The organism is Marivita sp. (assembly GCF_051859345.1).
Lineage (GTDB): Bacteria > Pseudomonadota > Alphaproteobacteria > Rhodobacterales > Rhodobacteraceae > Marivita.
The window spans coordinates 1-19231 of the sequence record NZ_JBHYFV010000027.1 but is presented as its reverse complement, the minus strand read 5'-3'; the positions used below and the strand labels follow the sequence as shown (position 1 = coordinate 19231).

At 60.5% G+C, this 19231-nt stretch carries 20 protein-coding genes; 5 read left to right on the top strand and 15 right to left on the bottom strand.

The window, feature by feature from the left end:
- The first annotated feature begins 12 nt into the window (after nt 1–12).
- Both ACTIEN_RS15780 and ACTIEN_RS15775 read left to right on the top strand, forming a co-directional pair.
- Entirely contained in the window at nt 13–519 is a 507-nt protein-coding gene (locus ACTIEN_RS15780; RefSeq protein WP_439524107.1) for a peroxiredoxin, read from the top strand.
- 69 nt (nt 520–588) lie between these two features.
- The gene (locus tag ACTIEN_RS15775) at nt 589–792 is read left to right on the top strand and encodes a dodecin family protein (RefSeq protein ID WP_439524106.1); all 204 of its coding nucleotides are present in this window, start codon (nt 589–591) and stop codon (nt 790–792) included.
- A 187-nt stretch (nt 793–979) separates the two neighbouring features.
- On the opposite strand, the gene ACTIEN_RS15770 is transcribed toward ACTIEN_RS15775, so the two are convergent.
- The 4 genes from ACTIEN_RS15770 to puuE form a co-directional block, all read right to left on the bottom strand.
- A complete protein-coding gene (locus tag ACTIEN_RS15770; RefSeq protein WP_439524105.1) occupies nt 980–1747 on the bottom strand; it encodes a PRC-barrel domain-containing protein in 768 nt (255 codons plus the stop codon).
- 201 nt (nt 1748–1948) lie between these two features.
- Nucleotides 1949–3364, bottom strand: coding sequence for a uracil-xanthine permease family protein (locus ACTIEN_RS15765; protein ID WP_439524104.1), 1416 nt, complete (start codon nt 3362–3364; stop codon nt 1949–1951).
- Nucleotides 3365–3430: 66 nt separating this feature from the next.
- Nucleotides 3431–3919, bottom strand: coding sequence for an ureidoglycolate lyase (locus tag ACTIEN_RS15760; protein ID WP_439524103.1), 489 nt, complete (start codon nt 3917–3919; stop codon nt 3431–3433).
- Nucleotides 3916–5328, bottom strand: coding sequence for an allantoinase PuuE (gene puuE, locus ACTIEN_RS15755; RefSeq protein ID WP_439524102.1), 1413 nt, complete (start codon nt 5326–5328; stop codon nt 3916–3918). The genes ACTIEN_RS15760 and puuE overlap by 4 nt, the downstream gene beginning before the upstream one ends.
- Nucleotides 5329–5476: 148 nt before the next feature.
- Between puuE and uraH the strand changes: the two genes are divergently transcribed.
- On the top strand, nt 5477–5833 hold the full coding sequence (gene uraH / locus ACTIEN_RS15750; protein WP_439524101.1) for a hydroxyisourate hydrolase: 357 nt from the start codon (nt 5477–5479) through the stop codon (nt 5831–5833).
- 62 nt (nt 5834–5895) lie between these two features.
- Here uraH and ACTIEN_RS15745 read toward each other — a convergent pair whose 3' ends face one another.
- Nucleotides 5896–6804: a LysR family transcriptional regulator gene (locus tag ACTIEN_RS15745; RefSeq protein WP_439524100.1), complete on the bottom strand. Its 909-nt coding sequence runs from the start codon at nt 6802–6804 to the stop codon at nt 5896–5898.
- 101 nt (nt 6805–6905) lie between these two features.
- Between ACTIEN_RS15745 and ACTIEN_RS15740 the strand changes: the two genes are divergently transcribed.
- Nucleotides 6906–8132: a urate hydroxylase PuuD gene (locus ACTIEN_RS15740; RefSeq protein WP_439524099.1), complete on the top strand. Its 1227-nt coding sequence runs from the start codon at nt 6906–6908 to the stop codon at nt 8130–8132.
- A gap of 54 nt (nt 8133–8186) precedes the next feature.
- Here ACTIEN_RS15740 and ACTIEN_RS15735 read toward each other — a convergent pair whose 3' ends face one another.
- The 7 genes from ACTIEN_RS15735 to ACTIEN_RS15705 all read right to left on the bottom strand — a co-directional run bounded on the left by ACTIEN_RS15735 (nt 8187) and on the right by ACTIEN_RS15705 (nt 15931).
- The gene (locus tag ACTIEN_RS15735; RefSeq protein ID WP_439524098.1) at nt 8187–9332 is read right to left on the bottom strand and encodes an iron-containing alcohol dehydrogenase; all 1146 of its coding nucleotides are present in this window, start codon (nt 9330–9332) and stop codon (nt 8187–8189) included.
- 4 nt (nt 9333–9336) lie between these two features.
- Nucleotides 9337–10713: an aldehyde dehydrogenase family protein gene (locus tag ACTIEN_RS15730; RefSeq protein ID WP_439524097.1), complete on the bottom strand. Its 1377-nt coding sequence runs from the start codon at nt 10711–10713 to the stop codon at nt 9337–9339.
- A gap of 3 nt (nt 10714–10716) precedes the next feature.
- The gene (locus ACTIEN_RS15725) at nt 10717–12078 is read right to left on the bottom strand and encodes a glutamine synthetase family protein (protein ID WP_439524096.1); all 1362 of its coding nucleotides are present in this window, start codon (nt 12076–12078) and stop codon (nt 10717–10719) included.
- A gap of 72 nt (nt 12079–12150) precedes the next feature.
- Nucleotides 12151–13188 (bottom strand): TRAP transporter substrate-binding protein, encoded by a 1038-nt coding sequence (locus ACTIEN_RS15720; protein WP_439524095.1) that lies wholly within the window; start codon nt 13186–13188, stop codon nt 12151–12153.
- A gap of 60 nt (nt 13189–13248) precedes the next feature.
- Nucleotides 13249–14574, bottom strand: coding sequence for a TRAP transporter large permease (locus ACTIEN_RS15715; protein ID WP_439524094.1), 1326 nt, complete (start codon nt 14572–14574; stop codon nt 13249–13251).
- Nucleotides 14574–15155, bottom strand: a complete 582-nt coding sequence (locus ACTIEN_RS15710) for a TRAP transporter small permease subunit (RefSeq protein WP_439524093.1) — start codon at nt 15153–15155, stop codon at nt 14574–14576. Before ACTIEN_RS15710 ends, ACTIEN_RS15715 begins: the two co-directional genes overlap by 1 nt.
- Nucleotides 15152–15931: an N-formylglutamate amidohydrolase gene (locus ACTIEN_RS15705; RefSeq protein WP_439524092.1), complete on the bottom strand. Its 780-nt coding sequence runs from the start codon at nt 15929–15931 to the stop codon at nt 15152–15154. Before ACTIEN_RS15705 ends, ACTIEN_RS15710 begins: the two co-directional genes overlap by 4 nt.
- A 96-nt stretch (nt 15932–16027) precedes the next feature.
- Here ACTIEN_RS15705 and ACTIEN_RS15700 point away from each other — a divergent pair, with 96 nt between their 5' ends.
- On the top strand, nt 16028–16897 hold the full coding sequence (locus tag ACTIEN_RS15700) for a MurR/RpiR family transcriptional regulator (protein WP_439524091.1): 870 nt from the start codon (nt 16028–16030) through the stop codon (nt 16895–16897).
- Nucleotides 16898–16899: 2 nt separating this feature from the next.
- Here ACTIEN_RS15700 and ACTIEN_RS15695 read toward each other — a convergent pair whose 3' ends face one another.
- The 3 genes from ACTIEN_RS15695 to ACTIEN_RS15685 all read right to left on the bottom strand — a co-directional run.
- Nucleotides 16900–17727 (bottom strand): EamA family transporter, encoded by an 828-nt coding sequence (locus ACTIEN_RS15695; RefSeq protein ID WP_439524090.1) that lies wholly within the window; start codon nt 17725–17727, stop codon nt 16900–16902.
- Nucleotides 17724–19067 (bottom strand): (R)-1-hydroxy-2-aminoethylphosphonate ammonia-lyase, encoded by a 1344-nt coding sequence (pbfA, locus tag ACTIEN_RS15690; RefSeq protein ID WP_439524089.1) that lies wholly within the window; start codon nt 19065–19067, stop codon nt 17724–17726. The genes ACTIEN_RS15695 and pbfA overlap by 4 nt, the downstream gene beginning before the upstream one ends.
- On the bottom strand, nt 19064–19231 hold a 168-nt coding region (locus tag ACTIEN_RS15685; RefSeq protein ID WP_439524136.1), incomplete at its 5' end, for an aldehyde dehydrogenase family protein. The genes ACTIEN_RS15685 and pbfA, both read right to left, overlap by 4 nt.

Below are 19231 nucleotides of genomic sequence, written 5' to 3'. Positions count from 1 at the left end.
AGAGGGACCGAGATGCTTGAGGTTGGAACACAGGTTCCGGATATTGCCCTTTTGGCGACGGACGGGCGCAAGGTCAACCTTGGCCGGTTGCGTGGGTTGACCGTGGTTTACGTCTATCCACGCACAGGCGTGCCAAGTGCGGCACCCATCGAAGGGTGGGCGGACATCCCCGGTGCCAGCGGATGTACACCGCAATCCTGCGGGTTTCGGGATCACCATGCCGAATTGCGACGGGCTGGCGCGGCGGAAGTGTTCGGGCTGTCCACGCAAGACACTGCCTATCAGCAGGAAGCGGTGGAGCGGCTTGGGCTGCCCTTTGCGATCCTGTCGGATGCAAAGTTGCACTTTGCAACCGCCCTCGGGCTTGAAACCTTCGAAGCGGGCGGCATGACGCTCTTGAAGCGGGGGGCGTTTGTTGTCGAAGACGGCGTGTTCATCATGGTGCAGCGCGAGGTCAGTGATCCGGGCGCGAACGCGGATGAGGTTCTGAACTGGCTGCGGACAGATCGCGTGGTCTGAAGCTTTGCATCTGGAACATGAGCCCAAGTCACGAGTTGGTTTGACATCAACAAGTGAAAGGAGGGCACCATGTCCATTGCTCGTGTAACAGAGATTTCAGCGACATCGCCGAACAGCTTTGATGATGCAACCAAGCAAGGGATCGAGCGGGCGTCGAAGACGCTGCGTGGGATCAAGAGTGCTTGGGTGAAGGATCAGAACGTGATGGTCGACAATGGCAAGATCACCGAGTTCAAGGTCAATCTCGCCGTGACATTCGTTCTGGATGATTGACACTCATAACCGGGGCGCGCTTCGGCCGGTTCGGCGAAGGCCGATCTGCCGCAGAAAAGGGGTCTTGCACAGAGCGTGCAGGGCCCCTTTTTCAGCGCAACCAATGAAGCCTCGGAAAAAAGCCCTGCGTTCGCGATCATGGAACGCAGGGCAAAAGACATCATGTGCCTCTTGGCAATTGAATGGTCTATCGGACGCGGGACTGAAGCTGATCGTAGTCGAAATTTTCGAGCGTATCGATCGCCGCATCGTCATAAGGCATATCGTACCGTGGGCTGCGCATGGGCGAGACCCGGTTTTCGCTATATGGATAGGCGTAATACCCGCCGCTACCGTAGGCGCGCGCATCCGACACGATGGCCGAGATCGAAGCATCCTGCACGATGATGTCGGCGACATATCCATACCGCACGTCATCCGACAAGTAGGCATAATCCCCGATCAGGTCGGTTGCCTTGAAGACATCGGGTCCAGCCATGACATCGTCATCAACCGCCGACGTGTCGGACGTATCCTCTTGGGTGAGTTGCCCGTCACCGCTGTATCCGCCGAAAATGCCATACTCGTCCACCGTGTCTTCGGTGACGGGCACCTGGATCTGCTCTATGCCATCGGTCATCGACGCCTCGGACCATGGGACGTGGACATGGGTATCACCGATATCCCAGAAGCCGCCCACCTCGGCAATCAGGCCAAGCATCTCACCGTTGGTACCGAAGATGACGTTTTCGACATCCCCGATGGTTTCGCCGCTGGTGTCCACGACATCGGTTGTGGCGAACATGTCTTCGACGCTCCACCCCTCGGCATAAAGCTGATCATAGGTCCAGCTTGACAGAACCTCTACCGAAGATCCTTCCGCCGTATCCTGATTGTCCTGAGCGTCCTGTGCGATCGCGGGGCTTGCCAATGCCAGCGCGCTGGTGGTTGTTGCTGCAATTGAGAAGCGTTTCATGGGTCTCTCCTTGTCTTGTCCAAGTGGGTCGCGTTGCGCGACTTCAGTGAAAAAACGCAGGGGCACGGCAATCGTTCCGGTTTGGCAAAGACCCGGTGTGGCGGGCGGGAAAGCCGTGGGTTCTGAGGTTGTGGCGTTTCGGAAACGACAAAGGCCCCCGGCGATCTGTCGGGGGCCCTGTTCAATCTGTGGGTGGTGCGGTTACTCGCCGGGCATAGATCCGCCGCCATGGCCTGCCATTCCGCCCGAGACTTCCTCGGTGGATTCTCCGGACAGTTCTTCCGGCAGAAACAGGTTGAGAACGATGGCGATGAGCGCGGCGGGCAGGATGCCCGATGTCGCCAGCACCTTGAGCGTCTGCGGCAGGTACTGGAGCGCATCGGGTTCAAGTTGAAGCCCAAGTCCCAGCGACAGGGCGATCGCGAAGATCACCATGTTGCGACGGTTCCAGTTGACGTCGGACAGCATCGAGATACCCGCAGCGACAACCATGCCGAACATGACGATCACACCGCCACCAAGGACTTCGATTGGGACGGACGAGATCACAGCACCAACCTTGGGGACCAGGCCGCAGAGGATCAGGAACAGCGCGCCGATGGTGACGACACCCCGGCTCATCACGCCGGTCATGGCGATCAGGCCCACGTTCTGGCTGAAGGACGTGTTGGGAAGCGCGCCGAACAGGCCCGAGATTGCTGTACCGATCCCGTCGGCATAGGTCGCGCCCTGAATCTCGGTGTCCGTCGCCTCGCGACCTGCGCCGCCCTTGGTGATGCCGGATACGTCGCCCACGGTTTCCACCGCCGACACGAAGGACATTGCGCAGAAGCCGACGATGGCCGCGACCGAGAATTCCAGCCCGAAATGCAGCGGGTTCGGCAGGGCAAAGCTGGCCGCGCGGCCCACGTTGTCAAAGCTGATCTGACCCAGAGCAAAAGCCACGACATAGCCCGCCAGCAGGCCGACCAGAACGGCCGAGACCGACAACATGCCACGGGTGAAGAACTTGAGTCCCAGCGTGACGAGGATCACCGTGCCGGCCATCACCCAGTTGAGCAGCGATCCGTATTCCGGCGTTCCGATGGCGGGTACACCGCCTGCCGCGTATTGCACGCCCACACGCACCAGTGCGAGGCCGATCATGGTCACGACAAGGCCGGTGACCAGCGGCGGCAGGGCAAAGCGAAGCTTTCCGATGAACAGGCCCAGGAACGCGTGGAACATGCCACCCACCAGAATACCTCCCATCAGCACCGCGATGGCGTCAACACCTTTGCCCGCGACAAGGGGGATCATGATCGGGATGAAGGCAAAGCTGGTGCCCTGCACGATGGGCAGGCGCGCGCCAACAGGGCCGACGCCGATGGTCTGGAACAGTGTTGCGATGCCGGCAAAGAACATCGACATCTGGAGCATGTAGATCATCTGCGGGAAATCGGGGCTGTTGGAGCCAAAGCCGAAACCCGCCGCGCCGCAGACGATGATCGCAGGGGTGACGTTGGACACGAACATCGCCAGAACGTGCTGAATGCCCAGCGGAATCGCCTTGATGATGGGCGGTGTGTAATTCGGATCGCGGAGCTGCTCCGGCGTGCCGATGGATGTGTCAGACATGGTTCTCTCTCCCTCGTAACCATTTGTTTGGTCGGGTGTCCCTCCTCAAAGACTGCCCGGATCGTTTCAGGGGTCGATCACCAGGAAAGGGGTGTCGAGCCAGTGTTCTTGCAGATTGTCGCCATCGCCGATCCGGTCGATGACTGCGAAAAGGCCGGTGCCGGACAGTGGGGTCAGAACCCCGTGCCAGGTGTTGCGGTGCATGTTGATCGCCTGTCCGGCTTGGGTCAGAAAGGCGCGCGGTGTGCCGGGTGCGCCGTTCTCATCCGGGGCGACGATCACCAGGAAGGGATCATGGCTCATCGGGACAAAGGCCTGGCTGCCCAGCGGGTGCCGTTCCAGCAGGTCCAGCGTATAGGGCAGGCTGCGCAAGTCTGCCTTGAACAGGCTGATCCCGGCGCGACCATCGGCGAAATCCAGCGTCGCACGGTCGTGGTAGCGGCCACACAGGCCCTGGTTGATGAGCTTGTCGGGGTCGCCCGCACAATCGAGCAGATCGCCAAAAGGGGAGAAGGCATTCGCGGTCAGCGGCTCTGTGACGATCTGATGGGTCATGCGCCCAGCTTTTCGATCAGGCGCAGTTCCGCGATGCGTTCGACCTGACGGCAGGCCTCGGCAAACTCGGAGGCGCGGTCGTTCTCAATGCGGCGGTGGAAGGCGTCGAGGATCGACGACTTGGTGTTGTCCTTGACCGCGATGATGAACGGGAAGCCGTGGCGCGCAACATAGTCAGAGTTGAGGCTCTGGAAGGTCTCGCGTTCGGCGTCGGTCAGCATGTCCAATCCCGCACCCGCCTGTTCCGCTGTAGATTCGGCCGTCAGACGCCCTGCGGAGGCCAGCTTGCCAGCAAGGTCTGGGTGGGCGTTCAGCACGCCAAGCCGTTCATCGTCGGACGCATTGCGGAACGCCCGGCACAGAAGGCTGTGTACCCCACGCGCGCAGTCATGGGTGGGGCCGGTTTCGAAATCGCAGGCGCGTTCAGCGATCCAGGGTGAATGTTCGAAGATACCGCCGAAGGCCGCAACGAAATCGTCGCGCGTCATGTCAGACGGGCGTTGCGCAGTCGAGGCAGGATGCTCTTTCGCCCAATGCTGCGCGATCTGCTGGCGCGTGGCGAACCAGACGCCGTCATGGCCGGTCATGTAGTCGAGCGCCCGCTTGAGCGCGGCGGCCCGTCCGGGGCGGCCCATGATGCGGCAGTGCAAGCCGATGGACAGCATCTTGGGGCTGCCTTCGACCCCTTCGGCATAGAGGTAATCAAAGCTGTCCTTGAGATAGCTTTCGAACTGGTCGCCGGTGGTGAACCCCGCCTGGATGCCGAACCGCATGTCGTTGCAGTCCATCGTGTAGGGAATGACAAGCTGATGCGTGTCGCCGAAGGTCATCCAGTACGGCAGGTCATCGGCATAGCTGTCAGCGACGTAATCGAAGCCGCCGGTTTCGGCCACCAGCCGGATCGTATTGTTCGAGCAGCGCCCGGTATACCAGCCCTTGGGCGGTTCCCCGACAATTTCGGTATGCAGGCGGATCGCCTCTACGATCTGCGCGCGTTCCTCCGCTTCCGGCATATCCTTGTGTTCGACCCACTTGAGCCCATGCGACGCGATTTCCCAGCCAGCTTCCTTCATCGCGGCGACCTGTTCGGGCGCACGGGCCAGCGCTGTGGCGACGCCGTAGACGGTGACCGGCATGTCCTTCATCATGCGATGCAGACGCCAGAACCCGGCGCGTGATCCGTATTCGTAGATCGATTCCATGTTCCAGTGACGCTGGCCCGGCCAGGGCTGTGCGCCGGTGATCTCGGACAGGAACGCCTCGGAGGCGGCATCGCCATGCAGGATGTTGTTCTCGCCGCCCTCTTCGTAATTGAGCACGATCTGAACGGCGATCTTCGCGCCACCGGGCCAATTGGCCTTGGGCGGGTTTGGTCCATGTCCTGTCATGTCGCGGGGATAGCGTTGCACGTCTGGGTCCTCCTGATTGGTTGTCTTTGTAATCCGAATAATCGAATTCGTTTTTCAAGAAATCCCGAAAGCTGTGTCAAATGGCTTACGGTTTGTGCATTTTGGGTGAAAGGCTGCATAAAGAGGCAATCAAAGACAGGAGAGCACGATGTCTGGCTATTTGACGACCCACGTTCTGGATACGGCCAAGGGATGCCCGGCCGCAGGGCTGAAGATCGCGCTGTATCGGGTGTCGGGCAATTCCCATCACAAGATTGCCGAGACCGTGACCAATGAGGATGGTCGCACGGACAGCCCGATCCTGCCTGCCGGAGACTTCAAGACCGGGACATATGAGCTGGTGTTCTTCGCCGGTGACTATCTTCGGGCAAGTGGTCAGGCAGGGGACGACCCGCTGTTTCTTGATGAGGTCCCGCTGCGTTTTGGCATGTCGGACGCGGATGCGCATTATCATGTGCCGCTGCTCCTGTCGCCGTTCGGATACTCGACCTATCGGGGAAGCTGACCGTTTCCGTCGACGGAAACATCAAGATGCGTCGACGCATCTTGCAGCGCTCTTGAAGTGCGTCACGCGTTCTTGATCACCGTCCCGATTCGACCGATCACGAAATCCATGAACAGGCGCGTCTTGGGATCCTGTCTGCGACGATGGGTATAAAGACAGGCCATTTGCACAGGCACCGGCGGTGTTTGCTTGGCAACGGGGACAAGTTGACCCGCGCGCAGATGATCGGCCACTTCGAACACCGGCTTCAACGTGATCCCGTGTCCGGCCAGCGCCCAGTCGGTCAGAACATCTCCATCGTCGGATTCATACCGCCCTTTCACCTTGAAGCGTTTGGGACCATCGCTGGTCTGCAAACGCCATTGAAACTCGGTTGCGCCGGGAAAGCGCAGGTTCAGGCATTCGTGGTTCTGCTGGATCAGATCGTCGCCTGAATTGGGCATGCCGTGTTTTCGAACGTAGTCCGGAGCGGCGCAAAGCACCCGGTCGACATCTGCGATCTTGCGGATGCGCAAGGTGCTGTCTTCGGGTTCACCAAGGAAGAACGCCAGATCGAGGCCTTCCGTCGTCAGGTCAACCTTACGGTCCGTGAGGCGCAACCGTACGCTTACCTCTGGGAACTCTGCGATAAAGGCGGGCACCTGCGGTGCAATCAGGCGGCGGCCAACGCCCAGCGGGGCCGCCACATAGAGCGATCCACGCGGGTTTTCGGTGATGTCCACAACCTGCGCTTCGGCCACTTCGACCGCTTCCAGCACCTCGCAGGCCCCGGTGTAGAAAAGCCGCCCCTGTTCGGTAGGTGTCAGATTGCGGGTGGTGCGTTGGAACAACCGGACCGACAGGTGTTCCTCAAGCTGGGCGATGCGGGTCGAGGTCACAGCCGGTGAAATGCGCAAGTCGCGACCGGCGGCGGACATGCTGCCCAATTCATAGACACGCACGAAGGTTCTGATGTTGTCGAGATAGGACATTATTCGCAGATTTTTGATACAGCTTGGGTTTTCATCGGAATAGCAGAATAATCCCGTTGTCGCTAGTCTGTCACAAACCTGAGCAACAGGAGCCTTTCGCCATGTATGATTTCGCCGTTCTTTGGGACTGGATCGCCTTTGCGGTGCGCTGGCTGCACGTCATCACCGCCATGGCCTGGATCGGGGCGAGCTTTTACTTCATCGCGCTTGACCTGATGCTGAAACCTGCGCCCGACATGCCGAAAGGTGCGTCCGGCGAAGAGTGGGAGGTGCATGGCGGCGGGTTCTATCACACCACCAAGTATCTCGTGGCACCCGACCGGTTGCCCGAGCATCTGACCTGGCACAAATGGCAGAGCTACACGACCTGGCTTTCGGGCGCGGCGCTGTTGATGATCATCTACTGGGTTGGAGGGGAGTTGTTCTTGCTCGATCCGACCAAGGCGGATCTGGCGCTGTGGCAGGGGATCGTGATTTCCGCGCTGTCGCTGACCATCGGCTGGCTGCTCTATGATGTCCTGTGCAAATCCGCGCTGGGCGATCAGCCGACGGTGTTGATGCTGCTCTTGTTCGGCATCCTCGTGGTGATGGCCTGGGGCTATGACCAGGTGTTCACCGGGCGCGCCGCGCTGCTGCATCTGGGGGCGTTCACGGCAACGATCATGACGGCCAACGTGTTCTTCATCATCATGCCGAACCAGCGCATCGTGGTGGCGGACCTCAAGGAAGGGCGCACGCCGGACCCCAAGTATGGCAAGATTGCCAAGCTGCGGTCGACGCATAACAATTACCTGACGCTGCCGGTCATCTTTTTGATGTTGTCGAACCACTATCCGCTGGCGTTCGGCACGGAGTTCGCATGGATCATTGCGTCGCTGGTGTTCCTGATGGGGGTGACGATCCGGCACTACTTCAACTCCATGCATGCGGGCAAAGGCCAGCCGAATTGGACATGGGCGGTCACGGCGGTGATCTTTGTGACGATTGCGTGGCTGTCGACGCTGGGCGGGGCAGAGACCTATGACGAGGCGGCAGAACGTCCTTTGACCGAGTTCGAGATGCGCTTTGCTTCGGCCGAGGGTTTCGAGGATGCCTATAACGTCGTGCAGGGCAATTGTTCGATGTGCCATGCGCGGGAGCCGCTTTGGGACGGTATTCGCTGGGCACCGAAGGGCGTGTTCCTGGAGACCGAAGGTGACGTGGCCCAACATGCTGAGCAGATTTACCTGCAAGCCGGGCGGTCCCATGCAATGCCACCGCCGAACGCGATCCAGATGGATGTGTATCAACGCGCGCAGATCGTGGCGTGGTATCGGGCGGTTGAATAGGGACGGGAGACTTTTCGAAAAGTCTCCCGCAATTCTTCGAAGAATTGCGTGCCCTTAGAGGACAGATTCGAACATGGCCCGTGTGTTGGCCTTGGTCATCTTGACCGGGTTGCCGCCTGTTGACGGGTCGTTCAGCGCATCGCGGACCAGAATATCGAGATCGGGATCGGTGACACCCAGATCGGTCAGGGTTTTCGGAATCGCGAATCCGTCATTGAACTGATCGACAAAGGCGCAGAAGCCGTCGAACCCACCGTCGATGCCCAGATAGCCCGCCGCGCGGTCAAAGCGGTCGCGGATGGCGTCGGCGTTGAAGGTGAGCACTGTTGGCATGAACACCGCGTTGGTCGTGCCGTGATGCGTATGGTGATGCGCGCCGATGGGGTGCGACAGGGCATGGATCGCCCCGAGGCCTTTCTGGAAGGCGGTGGCACCCATGGCGGCGGCGCTCATCATGTTGGCGCGCGCTTCGATATCTGTCCCGTCGGCATAGGCGCGGGGCAGGTTGTCGATGACAAGGCGCATGCCTTCCAAAGCGATGCCTTGACTCATCGGGTGGTAATGCGGGCTGGAATAGGCCTCGACACAATGGGCGAAGGCATCAAGCCCGGTGCCTGCGGTGATGAATTTCGGCATTCCCACGGTCAACTCGGGGTCGCAGATCACAACGGCGGGGAGCATCTTGGGGTGGAAGATGATCTTTTTCTCGTGGGATTCGGAATTGGTGATGACGCTGGCGCGGCCCACCTCCGATCCGGTGCCCGCTGTTGTCGGCACCGCGACGATGGGGTGAATGCCAGCGGGATCGGCGCGGGTCCACCAGTCGCCGATGTCCTCAAAATCCCAAAGCGGGCGGGACTGACCGGCCATGAAGGCCAGCGTCTTGGCAAGATCGAGGCCAGAGCCACCGCCAAAGGCAATGACGCCATCAAAGCCGCCTTCGCGGTAGACCTTGAGACCTTCCTCGACGTTCTTTTCGTTCGGGTTGGGATCGACGTCCGAGAACATCGCACGACCCAGCCCCGCCTGTTCAATCAGGTTCAGGGTCTTGGTGGTAATTTCCATATCCGCAAGGCCCCGGTCGGTGACGAGGAGCGGTTTGGTAATTCCCGCCGCGATGCAGGCTTCGGCGATTTCCGAGATGCGGCCTGCGCCGAAACGGATGGCGGTGGGGTAGGACCAGTTTCCAGTAAGCGACATCGGCTTATGCTTTCTTGAGATGGTAGGATTTGGGGCGTGTCAGCGCCTGATACGCCAGTTTCGACAGGCCTTGCCCGCGTCCGGTGTCCTTGCACCCGGTCCAGCAGAGCGCCGGATCGAGGTAGTCACAGCGGTTGAGGAACACGGTGCCGGTTTCGATGCGGTCGGCAATCTGTTCCGCCGCTTCGGCGTCGGTGCTCCAGATCGAGGCGGTCAGGCCGAAGGGACTGTCATTCATCAGGGCGATGGCTTCTTCGTCGTCCTTGACCGGCATGATGCCAACCACGGGGCCGAAGCTTTCGTCGCGCATGACGCGCATCTTGTGGGTGACATTGGTCAGGATCTGCGGCGTCAGGTAGGCGCCGCCATCGTCTGCTGGCATCGTGCCGATATGGGCCTTGGCGCCATCGGCCAGCGCCTCTTCGATCTGGGTGCGGACGACTTGGGCAAAGCGGACATTGGCCATCGGGCCCATTGTCGTAGCCGGGTCGAGCGGGTTGCCGAGGTTCTGCGCATTGACCCAAGCCACGGCCTTTTCGACAAAGGCGTCATACAGGCTTTCATGCACGTAGATGCGTTCGATCCCGCAACAGCATTGGCCCGCGTTGAACATCGCGCCGTCCATCAAACCGTCGACTGCGGCGTCGAGGTTGGCATCGGCGCGGACATAGCCCGGATCCTTGCCGCCGAGTTCCGTCGACACCGGGGTAAACGTGCCCGCCGCTGCGCGTTCCATCGCCTGACCGCCACCGACCGAGCCGGTGAAGTTGACAAAATCGACAGCGCGTTCGGCGATCAGCGCAGAGGTGGTGTCGTGGTCAAGGACGAGGTTCTGGAACACGTCATCGGGGATCCCAGCGGCATGGAACGCCTCGGCGAGGTGTTCACCCACGGCCAGAGTTTGCGCTGCGTGTTTCAGGATCACGCTGTTGCCCGCAATCAGCGCAGGCGCAACGGTGTTGATCGCGGTCATGTAGGGGTAGTTCCAGGGTGCCACGACCAGAACGGTTCCCCAAGGCACACGTTTGATGACGCGGCGGGCGCTGGCGCTGTCTTCGATCTGCATCGGCGCAAGGCTTTCTTCGGCGACATCCGCCATGTAGCTCAGGCGTTCGTTGAAGCCGCCATATTCGCCGCCATAGCGCACCGGGCGGCCCATCTGGTGCGCGAGTTCGGTTGCCATTCGGTCTTGCTGGCGGCCGATGATTTCGCCCGCCTTGCGCACCAGAGCGATGCGTTCGGACACCGGGCGCGCGGCCCATTCGGCTTGCGCGGCGCGGGCGCGTTTGGCGGCGTCAAAGGCGGCTTCGCGGCTCAGCACATCGCGTGTGAGATAGACCGATCCGTCGATCGGCGAGATGAGGTCTTGGGTCTTGGTCATGTCTTAGGCTCTTTCAAATCCGCGCTGGAGTTCCCAGTCGGTGACAACGGCGTCAAAGGCTTCCTGTTCTACTTCGGCGGCGCGGGTGTAATGGTCGATCACGTCGTCACCCATGGCCGCGCGCAGCATTTCAGAGCTGCGCAGGGACTTGGTGGCGTCACGCAGGGTGTAGGGGATCTCGGGGACGTCGGTCATGTTGTAGACGTCACCAGTGACAGGATCATTCAGTGTCAGCTTTTCCTCCATTCCTGCGATACCCGCAGCGAGTTGTGCGGCACAGGCTATGTAGGGGTTGATGTCCGATCCAGGGATGCGGCATTCGATCCGCACACCTTTGGTGCCTTCGCCGACAAGGCGATAGCCCGCCGTGCGGTTGTCCACAGACCACGCGATCTTGGTGGGGGCAAAGGTGCCGGGCAGGAAACGTTTGTAGCTGTTGACATAGGGTGCAAGGAAAACCGTCATGTCCGGCGCGTATTTGATCAGACCCGCGACGTAGGATTTCATCGTGACGGACATCGTCATCGGCGCGTCTGCATCGTAAAAGACGTTATCGCCGTCCTTGAACAGGGACTGGTGTATATGCGCGGCGCTGCCCACCTTTGCGGCGTGCCATTTTGGCAAAAAGGTCGCCGCGTGACCCTGCATATGTGCGATTTCCTTGACCGCGTGTTTCGCGATTGTGTGGTTGTCGGCGCAGGCAAGACCTTCGGCGTAGCGGATGTTGAGCTCTTCCTGTCCCGTCTCTGCTTCTCCCTTGGAGTTTTCGACCGGAACGCCCGCCGCGACCAGATGATTGCGGATCGGGCGCATCACATGTTCTTCGCGGGTGGTCTGAAGGATGTTGTAATCCTCGTTATAGCCGCTGATCGGGGTCAGTTTGCGGTAGCCGCCCTTGCGGATCGCATCATAGCTTTTTTCGAACAGGAAAAACTCCAACTCGGTCGCCATCATCGGTGTCAGGCCCATCTCGGTCAGGCGCGCGATCTGTTTCTTGAGGATCTGGCGCGGCGAATGTGGAACGGGCGCGTGGGTGTGGTGATCCAGCACATCGCAAAGCACCATGGCGGTGCCTTCGAGCCAGGGAACAGGACGCAGCGTGTCCATGTCGGGCTTGATCACATAGTCGCCATAGCCCGCCGCCCAGCTGGTGGATTTGTAACCGTCAGGGGTGGCCATCTCGAGGTCGGTGGCCAGAAGGTAGTTGCAGCAATGGGTTTCTTTCCAGGCGCTTTCCAGGAAGTTCGACACATGGAACCGCTTGCCCATCAGGCGGCCCTGCATATCGACCATGCACACCAGAACAGTGTCGATCTCGCCGGATGCAGCGGCGTCATTGAGAGCGTCGAGGGTGAGAAAAGCCATTGGAAAATCCTCTTTGGTCACGGATCAAAGCGACCCCCGGTGAAGGGGTCGCCCTGTTTTGTTTCGGTCAGGTCAATCGAAGGTGTACGGCGCACCCGCCTGGTTGATGACGCTGTTGTATTCGCGGAAGATGCCGATGATCTTCTGCTGAATTTCACCTTCCTCCGCAACCTCGGACCAGAATTCCTTGGCGGCGTTCTCGACCTCGGCCCATTCGCTTGCAGGCACCTGGCGCAGGGCGAGCTTTTCGCCATTGGCGCGCAGGGCCGCTTCGCCGCCCCAATACCACTGGTTGCGGTAGGTGTGGCCTGCTTCGGTCGCGGCCATGACCACCGACTTGAGGTGATCCGGCAATTCGGCCCAGCGTTCCTGGTTGACGAACCACGACCCGATCCACGCACCCGAGATGTTGTTGGTCAGGAAGTAGTCGGTTACGTCCGCCCAGCCCACGGTGTAGTCTTCGGTGATGCCGGACCATGCCATGCCGTCGAGTTCGCCTGTCTGTACGGCAACCTCGGCGTCCTCGTAGGGAATGCTGACCGGGACAACGCCGAATTTCGACAGGAAGCGCCCGGCGGTTGGGAAGGTATAAAGGCGCAGGCCATCGAGATCCGCGACCGAAGTGATTTCCTTGGTGGTGTTGAAATTACATGGATCCTGACCTGCCGCAGACAGCCATTTCACACCGACCTTGGCATATTCCTCGTCCCAGATCTCGGCCAGGCCGTACTGGTTGAACAGCACCGGCACGTCGAGGATATGCTTGGTGGCAAACGGGAAGTAGCCGCCGAACTGGCGCAGCGGGGTCGGGGACGCCATTGAATCGTCGTCCGAGTGCACACCGTCGATTGTGCCGCGCTGAAGTGCCTGGAACAGTTCGCCGGTTGGAACGATCTGGTCGGCGTAGAACAGTTCGACGTTCAACTCGCCATTGGCGTTGGCGTTGATGTAGTCGATGACCGGCTTGGTCACGTGTTCGCCAAGCGCGGCTCCGGCATAGGTTTGAAAGCGCCATGTGATGGCGTCCTGCGCCTTGACAACGGCTGGGGCGGCAAGGCTACCGACACCGGCGATGCCGGCGGTCTTGAGAAACTTACGTCTGGTGGTCATGTCATGTCCTCTCAGTTGGTTTGGGTTTCTGCGCTCCGTATCCCGGAGTCTTGGTTATGGTTATTTGTCGTAGACATATTCGGGCAGCCACAGCGCGATCTGTGGGAAAATCATGATGACGGCGAGTGCCACGACCATCACCAGCACAAACGGGATGATCGAGACATAGATGTCACGCAAGCTGATCTCGGGTGGGGCCATCGCGCGCATCAGGAAGAGGTTATAGCCGAAAGGCGGGGTCATGTAGGCGATCTGGGTCGTGATGGTATAAAGGATACCATACCAGATCAGGTCAAAACCCAGCGCGCCGACAAGTGGGACGTACAAGGGCGCAACGATCACCAGCATCGCGGTGTCATCAAGGAATGTGCCCATGACGATGAAGCTAAGCTGCATCAGGATCAGGATCACCCACGGGCTGAGGCCAAGCTGATTGGTGAACAGGTTCTCGATTGCCTTGACCGCACCCAGACCGTCGAACACCGCACCAAAGGCCAGAGCGGCGAGGATGATCCACATGAACATGCAGGAAATGCCGAGGGTCTGGCGGACCGAATTCTCGAACACCTCGCGGGTCATGCGGCCCTTGAGGACGGCAGCACCAAAGGCGGCCAGTGCCCCAATGGCCGAGCTTTCGACAAGCGATGTCCAGCCGTTCACGAAAGGCACCATCATGATGAAGAAGATCGCCAGCGGCAGAAGGCCCGCACGCAGCAGGCGGAGTTTCTCGGCGCGGGGAATGTCGCGTTCCTCGGCCGGCAGGACGGGGCCAAGGGCCGGGTTCAATTTGCAGCGGATCACGATGTAGATGACGAACATCGTTGCCATCATCAGGCCGGGGATCACACCTGCGAGCCAAAGCTGGCCCACCGGCTGGCGGGCGATCATCGCGTAAAGCACAAGCACGACCGAGGGTGGCACAAGGATGCCGAGCGACGATCCGGCCTGGATCACCCCCGTGACCATGCGTTTGTCGTATCCTCGCCTCAGAAGTTCGGGCAACGCGATGGTGGCGCCGATGGCCATGCCCGCGACGGACAACCCGTTCATAGCCGAAATCAGAACCATCAGACCGATCGTTCCCACGGCAAGTCCACCCGACAGGCCACCCATCCAGACGTGGAACATCTTGTAAAGATCGTCGGCGATGCGGCTTTCCGACAGGACGTAGCCCATGAAGATGAACATCGGCAGGGTCAGCAGCGGATACCACTTCATCAGCTTCATCGCGGCCGAGAAACCGAGGTCGTATCCACCCCGGTCGCCCCACAGGAAGAACGCCGCCACGACCGCAACAAAGCCGATGGCGCCGAACACGCGTTGCCCGGTGAGCAGCATCAGCATCATGGTCGAGAACATGAGCGCCGCAATCATTTCATACGGCATCAGACCTTGGCCCCCATGTCATGTCCCTTGAGGCGCAGGATGTCCTTGGCCAGTTCGCACAGCACTTGCAGCAGCATCAGGAAGATGCCGATCACCATGATCGTTTTGACTGGCCAAAGGTAGGGCCGCCACGCCGTCGGACTGCGTTCGAGGAAGCCCAGTTCTTCGCTGCCGGTTGCAAGGCCGGTGAAGAACGTGATCGGTTCCGACCCGAAATAGCCCAGCGAATAGGCGGTCGAGGCGATGCCGCCATAAAGCAGGAAGCCGAGATAGATCAGCAGGAACACCACCGTCATCGCGTCAATGGCAGCTTTGCGGCGGTCCGACATCTCGCCATAGATCAGGTCCATCCGCACGTTCGATCCCATCTGGATCGAATAGGGCCCGCCAAGGATGTAATAGGCGACCATCGCGAACTGGGCCATTTCAAGCGTCCAGAGCGACGGAACGAGGAACACCTTGCTGACGGAGGACCACAGCAGAATGCCCATCATCACGAAAATGCCGTACATGACGATGCGCCCGATCATGCGGTTGAACGGGTCGATCACGCCGACATAGGCCTGAAGCGCGCGGATCATGTGCCCACCTGTGTGGCCAGCGCGCTGTTCAGCATCTGGCCTAGGATCGCGCTGAATCGTGCGACACCAGTGGCATCGGAAATCAGGTCATTGCGCACTTCGATCATCACGTTTTGCAGACCACGCGGGATCGCGTGTTCGCGCAGGGTGTGGGTGACGCCATCGGTCACCGAATAGGGCGCGTTGAGCCGGGCATCCAAGTCGTCCGGCGCGGCCATCAACATGGCGCGGGCAAGCCTGTCATCGCTGTCATGCAACAGGCCAAGTTCAACATCGCGCGGTTGTCCGAACCACACGGGGGTGAAGGAATGGATCGTTACAAGGACAGGCGGTGTTTCGAACGTGTCCAGGGTGGATTTCAGCAGAGTGCGGAACGGTGTGTATACCTCGGTCACACGCGCGGTGCGGTCTTGCTCGCTCAGGGCGATATTGCCGGGAACGTCGACCACCTCGGATTTCGCCGGGATGCACCCCGGTGCGCTTGGCGGGCGGTTGCAGTCGTAGACAAGGCGCGACACCCGCGAGGCCACCAGCGGAGCATCAAGCGTTTCAGAAAGCGCCACCGCCAGATCGCGGCCACCGATGTCCCAGGCGGCATGGCTTTGACGGTGTTCGGGAACGACGCCCAGAGCCGCCAGCGATTCCGGGATAAACGCGCTGGCGTGTTCGCAGACGAGACAAATGGCAGCCGCGCCTTGGGGGTTTATCACCTCGGCAGGGGGGCCTTCGTCTTTGGTCAGAATCGTATGATTTGCGGCAGTTTTCACGTCGCTCATTAGGGGTCTGGCCCTTGCGGCTGTCAAGTTTGTTTCGTTGATTTTTGTACGCGACATTCATAGCATGTAGAGATTGCTACAATGAGAGGCAAAGCAATGCCCAAGCCCCTGTCCGTCAAGGATCGACTGCATGATCAGGCTGCGGCTCTGACCCCGGCGGAGCGGCAATTGACCAGCGTGCTGATGCGGGATTACCCGGTGGGCGGGTTGCAATCCATCACCCGGATAGCCGACGCGGCGGGGGTCTCTACGCCAACGGTGATCCGACTGGCGCGCAAGCTTGGCTTTGACGGGTTTCCCGAACTCCAGGCCGCAATGCGGGACGAGGCGTCGGAACAGTTCAAGACCCCAATCCGCAAACGCGAAGGCTGGGGCGACACCAAGCCGGGATCTGCCGCGTTTACGGCATTTGCCGAGGCGGTCTTTGACAATCTGAGTCGCACCATCGACCGGCTTGAGCCCGACACGCTTGATGCGATTGCGGCGGTTCTGGCGGACCGGCAACGACCTCTGTACCTGTCGGGTGGGCGGATCACACGGTCGAATGCGGATTACTTCTACAATCATCTTCAGATCGTTCGCCCGGCGGTGACGCTTCTGGGGGCATCGCCGAATGTCTGGCCGCAATATATTCTGGATATGGATCGCGCGTCGGTTCTGATCCTGTTCGACATCCGGCGCTATGAACGCGATCTGGCCCGGTTGGCGGAACTGGCCAAGGAACGGGGGGCCGAGATCATCCTCTTCACCGATCAATGGGGGTCGCCGATTTCCAGGCTGGCGGATCATGTCGTGAATGCGATGATCGAAGTGCCCTCCAGCTGGGATTCGACGCTGGCGATCAACCTGATCATCGAAGCGCTGATTGCCGAAGTGCAGACACGGGTTTCGGACACAGCGCGCGCCCGGATCGAGGCACTGGAAGACATGTTCCGCTCTACCCGCATCTTCCGCAAATCGACCTGAGCTTAGGTGAGCGCGAGGATGATCACGCCGAGAGCCACGACAGAGGCGGCGACGAGGCGGCGGCGCGCCGGGCCTTCACCCAGCCAGTAGACGCCGATCAGCGCCGCAAAGATCACGGACGTTTCACGCACCGCCGACACGATCCCGATCGGGGCAAGCGTTTTGGCGAACAGCGCCAGCGCATAGGCAAGGCCGGAAATCACGCCGCCCGACAGGCCAAGGACAAGTGACCTTTGGCTGATGCTGCGGGCGCGCTCAAACCGCGATGCGATCACGAAGACCGCCACGATGATCTCGGCGGCGAACAGCCAGACGACATAACCGATGGGCGATCCCGACAGGCGGATACCGATGCCGTCGACCACCGAATACGCGGCGATGATGGCTGAATTCAAAAGGGCAGCGCCGATCCCACGCTTGTCGGCATGGCGGACGGCGGCAAGGATCATGATCCCCGCAGATATGGTGAGAATCCCGGCCCATGCCCAAACGGACAGGTATTCGTTGGCCCAGATCGTTGCGCCCAGTGCCACCATGACCGGCGCAGTGCCGCGCGCAATCGGGTAGATCAGGGACAGATCACCGAACCGGTACGAGACGTTGAGAAAGTAGTAATATGCCCAGTGGATCACCGTAGAGGCGATGATAAAGGGAAAAGCGGCCGCAAACGGTACAGGCACAAAGGGCAAAAGCACCAGCGCCGGAAGGCAATGTCCCGTTGCCACAAGGCCCAAAGTGACGGCGCGATCCGCCGAGACCTTGACCAGGGCATTCCAAAGAGCGTGGAGCAGGGCGGCGGTCAGCACGATGCCTAAGACGGAAAGAGTCACTCGGTGCCCCGGATCGCGTCGATGACGATGGACAGCGCTGTATCGAGGTCTGGCTGTGAGATGACGAGCGGGGGCGACAGGGTCAGCACGCTGCCAGCGCTGATCTTGAAGCTGAGACCTTTGTCGAGGCAGGCATAATAGATACGTTCTGCACGGTCAGGATCAGGGGCGCGGCTGTCGCGGTCGGTCACGATCTCGACCCCGAACATCAGGCCGCGTCCGCGGATGTCACCAACATTGGGATGGTCGTGCAAAGTGTCTTTCAGGCGGTCCTGTGCGCGACTGCCCAAAGTCGCTGACCGCTCGACCAGCCCTTCGTCTTCGATGATGTCGAGCGTGGTCAGCGCGGCGCGGGCGGTGACCGGGTTTTTCTCGTGGGTGTAGTGTCCGATGGCGAAGTCACCCGCAACGTTCAGATCTTCCCGCGCGACAATCCCCGCAATGGGAAGCATCCCGCCGCCCAGAGCCTTGCCCAGCACAACGATGTCAGGTGTGATCCCGTCATGGTCAAAGGCGAACATCTTGCCCGTTTTGCCAAGGCCGGTGGGGATTTCATCCATGATCAGCAGTGCGTCGTGTTTGCGGCACGCCGTCTGCACCGCCTGCCAATATCCCGGCGGTGGTACAACGGGCACCGCGCGCATCGGTTCGGCGATGACGGCGGCCACGTCGCCTTCGCGCACAAGCGCGAACTCGACCATTTTTGCACAGGCAAGGGCGCAGGTGTCGGGGCCGGGATGGCCGTAAGGGCAGCGATAGCAATTGAACGGTGCGACGTGTTCGGCACCGGGCAAAAGCGGGCCGGCGATATGGCTGCGGAACGTTGCCTCTCCGCCGACGCTGGATGCGCCGAACCCGGCACCGTGGAACGCATCCCAAAAGCTGATCGTCTTGAACCGGCCCGTCGCCGCGCGCGCAAGGCGGAGCGCGACTTCGACGGCGTCCGATCCGCCGGTGGTGAACAGAACGCGGCTTAGATCGCCGGGTGCGATCTGGCCCAGCCTTTCGGCCAAAGTGACCGAGACATCGTTGGTAAACCGACGCGGCGAGAACGGCAGCGCGTCGATCTGGTCTTTGACGGCTTGCACAAGGCGCGGATGGCCGTAGCCAATATGGTGCACGGAATTGCCGTGGAAATCCATGAACCGACGGCCAGACGTGTCCTCAATCCAGATGCCTTCGGCCTTGGCAATTGTGCTGAGGCAGGGCGAGGACAGCGACTGGTGCAGGAACGCATTGGCATCCCGAGCAAGAAGGTCTCGCGTTTCGTCCTGCGTTTCGCGCGCGGTCCAATCGGCCCGCGCGGCGCTTGTGTTGGCTTCGCCTTCGGTGTGCCTCATCCCGGCCAAGGGAGGGAGTAGGTCTTGACGTTGGTGAAGAACTTCATCGCTTCGATGACGCCCTCCTTGACGCCGTTGCCGCTGTCCTTGATGCCGCCGAAGGGGGACATCTCGATCCGGTAACCCGGCTGTTCCCAGATGTTGCAGGTGCCGACGTTGAGCCC

Coding starts and splice junctions, on each gene's coding strand:
- ACTIEN_RS15780 (WP_439524107.1), top strand. CDS start 13: ATGCTTGAGGTTGGAACACAGGTTCCGGATATTGCCCTTTTGGCGACG.
- ACTIEN_RS15775 (WP_439524106.1), top strand. CDS start 589: ATGTCCATTGCTCGTGTAACAGAGATTTCAGCGACATCGCCGAACAGC.
- ACTIEN_RS15770 (WP_439524105.1), bottom strand. CDS start 1,747: ATGAAACGCTTCTCAATTGCAGCAACAACCACCAGCGCGCTGGCATTG.
- ACTIEN_RS15765 (WP_439524104.1), bottom strand. CDS start 3,364: ATGTCTGACACATCCATCGGCACGCCGGAGCAGCTCCGCGATCCGAAT.
- ACTIEN_RS15760 (WP_439524103.1), bottom strand. CDS start 3,919: ATGACCCATCAGATCGTCACAGAGCCGCTGACCGCGAATGCCTTCTCC.
- uraH (WP_439524101.1), top strand. CDS start 5,477: ATGTCTGGCTATTTGACGACCCACGTTCTGGATACGGCCAAGGGATGC.
- ACTIEN_RS15745 (WP_439524100.1), bottom strand. CDS start 6,804: ATGTCCTATCTCGACAACATCAGAACCTTCGTGCGTGTCTATGAATTG.
- ACTIEN_RS15740 (WP_439524099.1), top strand. CDS start 6,906: ATGTATGATTTCGCCGTTCTTTGGGACTGGATCGCCTTTGCGGTGCGC.
- ACTIEN_RS15735 (WP_439524098.1), bottom strand. CDS start 9,332: ATGTCGCTTACTGGAAACTGGTCCTACCCCACCGCCATCCGTTTCGGC.
- ACTIEN_RS15730 (WP_439524097.1), bottom strand. CDS start 10,713: ATGACCAAGACCCAAGACCTCATCTCGCCGATCGACGGATCGGTCTAT.
- ACTIEN_RS15725 (WP_439524096.1), bottom strand. CDS start 12,078: ATGGCTTTTCTCACCCTCGACGCTCTCAATGACGCCGCTGCATCCGGC.
- ACTIEN_RS15720 (WP_439524095.1), bottom strand. CDS start 13,188: ATGACCACCAGACGTAAGTTTCTCAAGACCGCCGGCATCGCCGGTGTC.
- ACTIEN_RS15715 (WP_439524094.1), bottom strand. CDS start 14,574: ATGCCGTATGAAATGATTGCGGCGCTCATGTTCTCGACCATGATGCTG.
- ACTIEN_RS15710 (WP_439524093.1), bottom strand. CDS start 15,155: ATGATCCGCGCGCTTCAGGCCTATGTCGGCGTGATCGACCCGTTCAAC.
- ACTIEN_RS15705 (WP_439524092.1), bottom strand. CDS start 15,931: ATGAGCGACGTGAAAACTGCCGCAAATCATACGATTCTGACCAAAGAC.
- ACTIEN_RS15700 (WP_439524091.1), top strand. CDS start 16,028: ATGCCCAAGCCCCTGTCCGTCAAGGATCGACTGCATGATCAGGCTGCG.
- pbfA (WP_439524089.1), bottom strand. CDS start 19,067: ATGAGGCACACCGAAGGCGAAGCCAACACAAGCGCCGCGCGGGCCGAT.